Annotated in this window: 7 protein-coding genes and 2 tRNA genes; 5 read left to right on the forward strand and 4 right to left on the reverse strand. The window is 68.2% G+C overall.

Features of this window, described 5'->3' with window-relative positions; all coding sequences use genetic code 11:
* The first annotated feature begins 91 nt into the window (after nt 1–91).
* Nucleotides 92–634: a hypothetical protein gene (locus tag Q9R27_RS18610; RefSeq protein ID WP_311253903.1), complete on the forward strand. Its 543-nt coding sequence runs from the start codon at nt 92–94 to the stop codon at nt 632–634.
* A 50-nt stretch (nt 635–684) separates the two neighbouring features.
* Here the strand turns inward: Q9R27_RS18610 and Q9R27_RS18615 are convergent.
* From Q9R27_RS18615 to Q9R27_RS18630, 4 genes are all read right to left on the reverse strand, one after another.
* Nucleotides 685–757 (reverse strand) — tRNA-Lys (locus Q9R27_RS18615).
* Nucleotides 758–854: 97 nt separating this feature from the next.
* Complete coding sequence (locus Q9R27_RS18620) at nt 855–3,284, reverse strand: penicillin acylase family protein (RefSeq protein ID WP_311253904.1); 2,430 nt, start codon at nt 3,282–3,284, stop codon at nt 855–857.
* Between the two features lie 45 nt (nt 3,285–3,329).
* The gene (locus tag Q9R27_RS18625; protein WP_311253909.1) at nt 3,330–3,629 is read right to left on the reverse strand and encodes a co-chaperone GroES; all 300 of its coding nucleotides are present in this window, start codon (nt 3,627–3,629) and stop codon (nt 3,330–3,332) included.
* Nucleotides 3,630–3,656: 27 nt separating this feature from the next.
* Nucleotides 3,657–3,905, reverse strand: coding sequence for a DUF3618 domain-containing protein (locus tag Q9R27_RS18630; protein WP_311253905.1), 249 nt, complete (start codon nt 3,903–3,905; stop codon nt 3,657–3,659).
* A gap of 133 nt (nt 3,906–4,038) precedes the next feature.
* Here Q9R27_RS18630 and bcp point away from each other — a divergent pair, with 133 nt between their 5' ends.
* The 4 genes from bcp to Q9R27_RS18650 form a co-directional block, all read left to right on the forward strand.
* The gene (gene bcp, locus Q9R27_RS18635; protein ID WP_311253906.1) at nt 4,039–4,512 is read left to right on the forward strand and encodes a thioredoxin-dependent thiol peroxidase; all 474 of its coding nucleotides are present in this window, start codon (nt 4,039–4,041) and stop codon (nt 4,510–4,512) included.
* 94 nt (nt 4,513–4,606) lie between these two features.
* Nucleotides 4,607–4,688: transfer RNA gene (locus Q9R27_RS18640), tRNA-Leu, on the forward strand.
* A 36-nt stretch (nt 4,689–4,724) separates the two neighbouring features.
* Nucleotides 4,725–5,528 carry a hypothetical protein gene (locus Q9R27_RS18645; RefSeq protein ID WP_311253907.1) on the forward strand — a complete coding sequence of 268 codons (804 nt, stop codon included), beginning with the start codon at nt 4,725–4,727 and terminating at the stop codon, nt 5,526–5,528.
* Nucleotides 5,529–5,616: 88 nt separating this feature from the next.
* A partial coding sequence (locus tag Q9R27_RS18650; RefSeq protein ID WP_311253908.1) for a bile acid:sodium symporter family protein occupies nt 5,617–6,490 on the forward strand: 874 nt, incomplete at its 3' end.

The raw sequence follows: 6,490 nt of genomic DNA on the forward strand, positions 1-6,490 counted from the left end.
GCCCGAGACGCGAGACCCAAGCCCCCATCTCGTCTTTTATCCTTTTCTCTGTAACACTATCACCAGTCAGCCGCAGAGAAAGGTGAACGCGATGACTCCCACAATCAGGATCGACCACGAGGTCTACGAGAAGCTCCAGGAACAGGCCAAGCCGTTCGTGGACACCCCCAACGCCGTACTCCGCCGACTCCTCGAACTGCCCGAGGCTCCCGAGCCGCGAGGCAAGGGCCGACGCCACGGGCACGGACGGCGCGGCCCGGAGGGGCACGGTCCCCGCGGCCGGCGCAACCGCCTGGCCCTCCTGCTGGAGGCCGGAGTGCTCGAAGCCGGCGACGAACTCGTCTGGGCGCGCCCACGCTCCGGCGAGGAATACGTCGCCACCCTCACCGAGGACGGCCAGATCCAACTCGAGGACGGCACCCTCCACGACTCCCCCTCCGGAGCCGGCAAGGCGCTGAACGGATACGACGCCAACGGCTGGATCAACTGGCGGATCCACAAGAGCGGACTCAGCCTGCGCGAGGCGCTGGGCGAAATCCGCGACGAGAAGTCCGACCGCCCGCGCCGGCCACGACGCGGGCACGGGCGCGGCAGGGGCCCCGGCGCCCCACGGCGTACCCCCGACGAAGCCTGAGAAATGCAGCGGAGGCCGGTCCCGATCGGGACCGGCCTCCGTCTGTTCTGTACGGCATCAGGGACTCGAACCCCGAACCCGCTGATTAAGAGTCAGCTGCTCTGCCAATTGAGCTAATGCCGCTTGGAGCGAGAGCAACCTTAGCAGTCAGCAGCCCCTGACCGAAATCGAGATTCGCCGATCCGCACGTGATGCCGACGACACCGCCAACAGCCGGGCCTCACCCACCCGTCACCACGCGTGTGGAGACCCGCTGGGCGGCGATCTCCGCCGGCGTGAACGGGAACGCGACCCACTGCTCCGCGGCGTACAACTCGGTCTGGTCCGAGGTCCACGGCGAGGTCGGATCCTCGTACTGCCCATAGGACAACAGCGTCCGCGCCAGCACACCGGCGTCGGTGAACGTCACCGCCTGCATGTGCGAGGAGCCATAGGTGACCGGGCGGCTCCCGGCCGACGCATCCGCCGGATTGCGGCTGGCGACCACGTTCGCATTGCCAGCCGCGTGCGACCCACCACCCAGGCCGATCCCCTCCGCGCCACGGTCGGCCGCGAACTGGACACTGCCCCAGGGCGCATCCAGCGGTACGCCGTCCGCCTCGAGCTCGTCCAGTGCCCCGGCCATCGCCTTGACCACCTTGGGATCGTTCCGCTTCAGCCCGCGGGGTGTGTTCAGCGGGTCGTCCGCAGAGAACGGCACCTCCCACACCCCGGAGGTCGGCAGCCGCTCCACGAACGCCTCGAAGATGTGCGTGCCCACCGAGTCCGCGTCGCTGTGTCCGTCCCACGCGGCCAGCACGTCACACGCGGTGGTCCCACCCGCTGCCCGGCAGGCATCGTCCAGCGCACCGTCGACGCGCATCACCTCCGCGGCATAGACCCTGTTCTGGAACTGGAAGGACGAGAACTCGTCGAAGTCGAGCGTGCCGCCGTCCGCCAGCGCCTCGGCCGGATAGGCGTTGACCATCCGGGTGCGCATGCTCCGCTCGCACCCTTCGCAACCGATGATCTTCGAATAGCCCTCCAGCCGCTCGGCCGGGTTGGGTAGCCAGTAGGAGTCGTTCGCGTTCATCACCCAGTCGCGTCGGAACGTGACCGGCAGGTCATCGGGCCCCATTGCGCCGGGCCGCACCCCCGGCTCGTTGCCCCATGCGCACTGCTTGCCTGCCATCGCCCCGTTGAGCCCCGGCAGCCCCGCCGCCATCAGCAGCAGGCTCCCCACCGGGGTCAGGCACCGGTTGATCTTCGCGTTCGACACGTTCGGCACCACCGAGTGGTCCGCATAGACCACGTCACCGTTGCGGTCGGCCGCGATGGTGTTCACCCACGGGATCCCTCCCCCGGCGTCCTGGCGCCGGATCAGGTCCGCCACATCGGTCGCGCCACCCATGTCGAGGAATGTGTCCAGCGTGCGCAACTGCTCCGCGTTGGCGTCCCGGATCGCCCACAGGGTCGCCAGCCCCCACGGCATCAGCATGTCCGGCGCATCGATCACATAGCCCTCGGTGGTGCGGTAGAGGTCCTCGTTGACCGTGGCGACGGTGCCGTCGTCCTGGCGCACCTGCACCTCGACGGTCCGCTTCTCCAGCTTGGTCAGTCCCTTGCTGCCGAAGTAGAAGAGCGTCCCGGGCAGGGTCACGTATTCGTACGGCGTGAAGCGGTACGCCGTGGAGACGGTGTGGCTCCACGCCACGTCCGAGTTGAAGCCGATGTTCACCACCGGCGAGCCGATCAGCGACGCTCCCGCCACGTCGTACTCACCGGGGATGGTCAGGTGCTGTTGGGTGAACCGGTAGCGGCCCAACCACGGGAAGTGCGGGTTGCCCAGCAACATGCCGCGACCGTTGGCCGACTTGTCACCACCGACCGCGGTGGCGTTGGAGCCGAAGGAGGCAGCCGGATCCTTGCCGAGCGCCGCCAGCAGCGCGTCCTGGTCGAGCCCGGCCAGCGCATCCAACAGGTCCTGCGGCGTGGGCACCTTCGGCAGACCAGGCACCTGCGGCAACCCCGGGTCGAGCAGGGTGGCCGGCGCCGCGTCGACGATCTGCGCGGTGAAGTGCCCGGTCGAGGCCATGATGTTGGCCAGGTAGACGCCGTACCACAGGTCCAGCGCCGTCGCCTCGGTCGCAAGGTACGCCGCACCCCGGCACTCCGGGTCGGTGACGCCGTCGGGTCCGGTCTCGGCCAGCCACTGGTTCAGCCCGGCCGTGTATCCCTCGACCATCTCCTTGACCCGGTCGCTTGGCCCGCGCACCGGATCGGCCAGGAGCGACTCGACGACCTTGCGGTTGCGCAGGTCGGTCACCAGTGCGTCCACCTGGAGGTTGGTGCCGTTCATCGCCACCTGGTCGTCATAGGTGCCCTCGCCGAAGTAGAGGGAGCGCTGGCCACGACCGGTGATCAGGGTGTCGGCCAGGGTGCAGGTCGATGCGCCTGCCGCGGCATAACCACTGCCGAACCCGAGTGAGCCCCAGTCGTCGGCGACGATGTGCGGGATCCCATGCTCGGTCGTGGTGATGGTCGCGGAATAGCGCGGCCCCGACGGGTCCGGCTCGTCAGCAGCCCCCGGCCCGGAGGCCAACAGCGGCACCACCAGTACGGCGGCAGCAGCGCACAGCAACGAACCTCGAACGCGACGACGAAGGTGCATGGTGCAACAACGAGGGTGTCGCAAGGAGGGTTACGCGGGTCACATTCAGAGGTAGAGGCCGGTCGACTCGTCAGCGAGCCGCTGGGCGGCGACCGCATGGATGTCACGCTCACGCATCACGACGTACACGTCGCCGTTCACCTCGACCTCGGCCTTCTCCACCGGGTCGAAGAGCACCCGGTCCCCCACTTCGACTGCGCGGGCGTGCGGACCGACGCCGACGACCTTCGACCAGGCCAGGCGACGCCCACCCATGTCGGCGGTCGCCGGGATCACTATGCCACCGGACGAACGGCGCTCCCCGGAGTCGTCGTCGAGCTCGACCAGGATCCGGTCGTGGAGCATCTTGATCGGGGTCTTGTCACTCACTGTTCAGCTGGCGACCTTGCGCACGACCACGAAGAGGGCCACCACGCCGACCACGCCGCCGACGACCTTGAGGATGTTGTCGGTGCGCGGGGCACCGGTGTTCTGGTCAACGAAGTGGGCCTTCACCGCGGCGATCTCGCGGCTGACGATCGTCTTGGGGTGCACCCGGTAGACGAGCTGGTCGATGGTCTGGGCCAGGCGCTCGCGGGTCTCCTCGAGGTCGGACTCGATCGCGCTGATCTCCTGTGCCACGCTCAATCTCCTGGTTCGCCGGGGTGGGTCACTGCGGAAGGCTACCAATCCTCGCCCCCACCACCCGAACCCCGACCGCCCGCCGGCCACTGGCTAGGGTGCACACCACCCCCAGTGACGAGGAGAACCAGCCATGGCCGAGCGCCTCACCCCCGGCGACACCGCCCCCGACTTCACCCTGCTCTCCGACACCGGCGAGGAGGTCTCCCTGGCCGATTACCGCGGCCGCAAGGTGATCGTCTACTTCTACCCCGCCGCGATGACCCCCGGCTGCACCAAGCAGGCCTGCGACTTCACCGACTCGCTCAACTCGCTGCAGGCCGCCGGCTATGACGTCATCGGCATCTCCCCCGACAAGCCGGAGAAGCTGGCGAAGTTCCGCGAGCGCGACGGGCTGACCATCACGCTGCTCTCCGACCCCGACAAGGCCGTGCTCACGGCGTACGCCGCGTTCGGCGAGAAGAAGCTCTACGGCAAGGTCATCGAGGGTGTCATCCGCTCCACGGTCGTCGTCGACGAGGAGGGCAAGGTCGCCCTGGCGCAATACAACGTCAAGGCCACCGGCCACGTCGCCAAGCTGCACCGCGACCTGGGCCTGGCTGCCTGATCGGTCACTGTCATGTCGGCTGCTGTCATGTGGTGACAGCAACCGACACCACAACTCTCTGGCGGTGGGGCGCTGCCACTAGACTTCCCCGCGAGCCGAAGTGGTGGAATTGGCAGACACGCAGGTTTTAGGTACCTGTGCTCTAGGGCGTGGGGGTTCAAGTCCCCCCTTCGGCACCCGTTCTCCTCCCCCGACCACGCCCAGGAGCGACGATGAGCACCAACCAACCCCCGCCGAATGGCTGGGGACCGGGCTCCTATCCGAACGGCCCGCAGTCCTATGCCACTGGCCCGGGGAGCTATCCCGGCGGGCCGGGCAGTTATGCGAGCGGACCCGGTGGCTATCCGGCCGGGCCGGGTGGGCCGCCGCCGAAGAGCGGGCGCGCCGGACTGATCGCTGCGATCGTCGCGCTGGTCCTCGTCGTGACTGCCGTCGCCGTCGCCCTGGTCGTCACGCTCACCGGCGACGATGACGACACCGTCGCCGGCACCGAGAACACCACCCAGGCCTCCTCGAGCCCGTCGACCAGCGACGAGCCGACCGAGAAGAACACGTCCGGCCCGACCGATGGGCGGATGACGGGCGCCTTCTACAGCTATGCGATGCCCGACGGGTGGAACGACGTCACCGACGACCTCACCGGGCAACCCACCGTCGACACCATTTCCGGTGACGGGTCTGGCGTCTATTCGTCGCGGATGCACCTGATGGTGGAACTGGGTTCCACCTTCGGGTTCGCCACCGCCGAGGAACTCAAGGAGACCTGGAAGGCGACTCTCACCGGCGGCGACACCACCCGTCAGGTCACGGACCTGCCGGACACCACTGTCGACGGCGAGCCGGCGGTCCGGGTCCGCATCGACCACCCACCGACCGGGAACGTGACCGCCATCCAGTTCGGCTGGCTGCTGATCGTCGACGGCCGCGCGGTGAGCATCGTGCTGACCACGTACGCCGAGGAGGATCCCTCCCTGGCCGTCGCCAAGCAGATCCTCGACTCCTGGCAGTGGGAGTGACACCGCGCCGCTGAGGGCGTCGGCATCTGCCGAAAAGTGGTCGCGCGACCCCATCCCCGACCGGCGCACCGTGCCCTAGTGTCTGGCCATGGACTCAGCGCTGACCACCGTCGGACTGCCAATCGCACTCGGCATCATCATGCTCGGCCTCGGCCTGGGCCTGACCGTCGCGGACTTCGGCCGGATCGCCCGCCATCCCAAGGCCGTGGCGATCGCACTGGCCTGCCAGTTGCTGCTCCTGCCTGCGTTGTGCTTCGGCCTGGTCGTGGTCCTCGACCTGCCACCCCTGCTCGGCATCGGCATGCTGCTGCTTGCCGCCTCCCCCGGCGGCACCACGGCCGCCCTCTTCAGCCATCTCTTCCGCGGGGACGTCGCCCTCAACATCACCCTCACCGCGCTCAACTCGATCATCGCGATCCTCACCCTGCCGGTGATCACCGGTCTGGCGATCTCCTGGTATGACCGCGGCGACACCGTCTCGATGCCGCTGGTCGAGGTGCTCAAGGTCTTCGCGCTGATCCTGGTCCCGGTCGGCGTCGGCATGTTGATCCGCGCAAAGCGGCCGGACTTCGCAGCGGCCATGGATCGGCCGGTGCGGATCGGATCCGCGGTCATCCTGGCGGTGCTGATCATCGGCATCCTGATCGACCAGCGCGAGAACGTCGCCGACTACCTCGCCAAGGTCGGCGTGGCCGCGGCCATCTTCTGCGCGATGAGCCTGTTGATCGGGTACGCCGTGCCTCGCGCCTTCGGCATCGTCGAGGGCCAGGCGATCGCCTCGTCCATGGAGATCGGGGTGCACAACTCGACCCTGGCCATCTTCGTCGCCGTCGAGGTGCTCGACAGCGTCGAGATCTCGATTCCGGCTGCCGTCTACAGCCTGATCATGTTCCTCTTCGCCGCGCTGTGGGGCAGCTGGATCAGCCGCCGTGTCGGCACCGGGACCGTGGACGAGCCCGCGG

The sequence above is a fragment of the Nocardioides sp. AE5 genome (genome assembly GCF_031844485.1).
Taxonomy (GTDB): domain Bacteria; phylum Actinomycetota; class Actinomycetes; order Propionibacteriales; family Nocardioidaceae; genus Nocardioides.

Bases quoted from the DNA above. Each gene is read 5' to 3' on its own strand.
- Q9R27_RS18610 (WP_311253903.1), top strand. From the start codon at position 92: ATGACTCCCACAATCAGGATCGACCACGAGGTCTACGAGAAGCTCCAG.
- Q9R27_RS18620 (WP_311253904.1), bottom strand. From the start codon at position 3,284: ATGCACCTTCGTCGTCGCGTTCGAGGTTCGTTGCTGTGCGCTGCTGCC.
- Q9R27_RS18625 (WP_311253909.1), bottom strand. From the start codon at position 3,629: ATGCTCCACGACCGGATCCTGGTCGAGCTCGACGACGACTCCGGGGAG.
- bcp (WP_311253906.1), top strand. From the start codon at position 4,039: ATGGCCGAGCGCCTCACCCCCGGCGACACCGCCCCCGACTTCACCCTG.
- Q9R27_RS18645 (WP_311253907.1), top strand. From the start codon at position 4,725: ATGAGCACCAACCAACCCCCGCCGAATGGCTGGGGACCGGGCTCCTAT.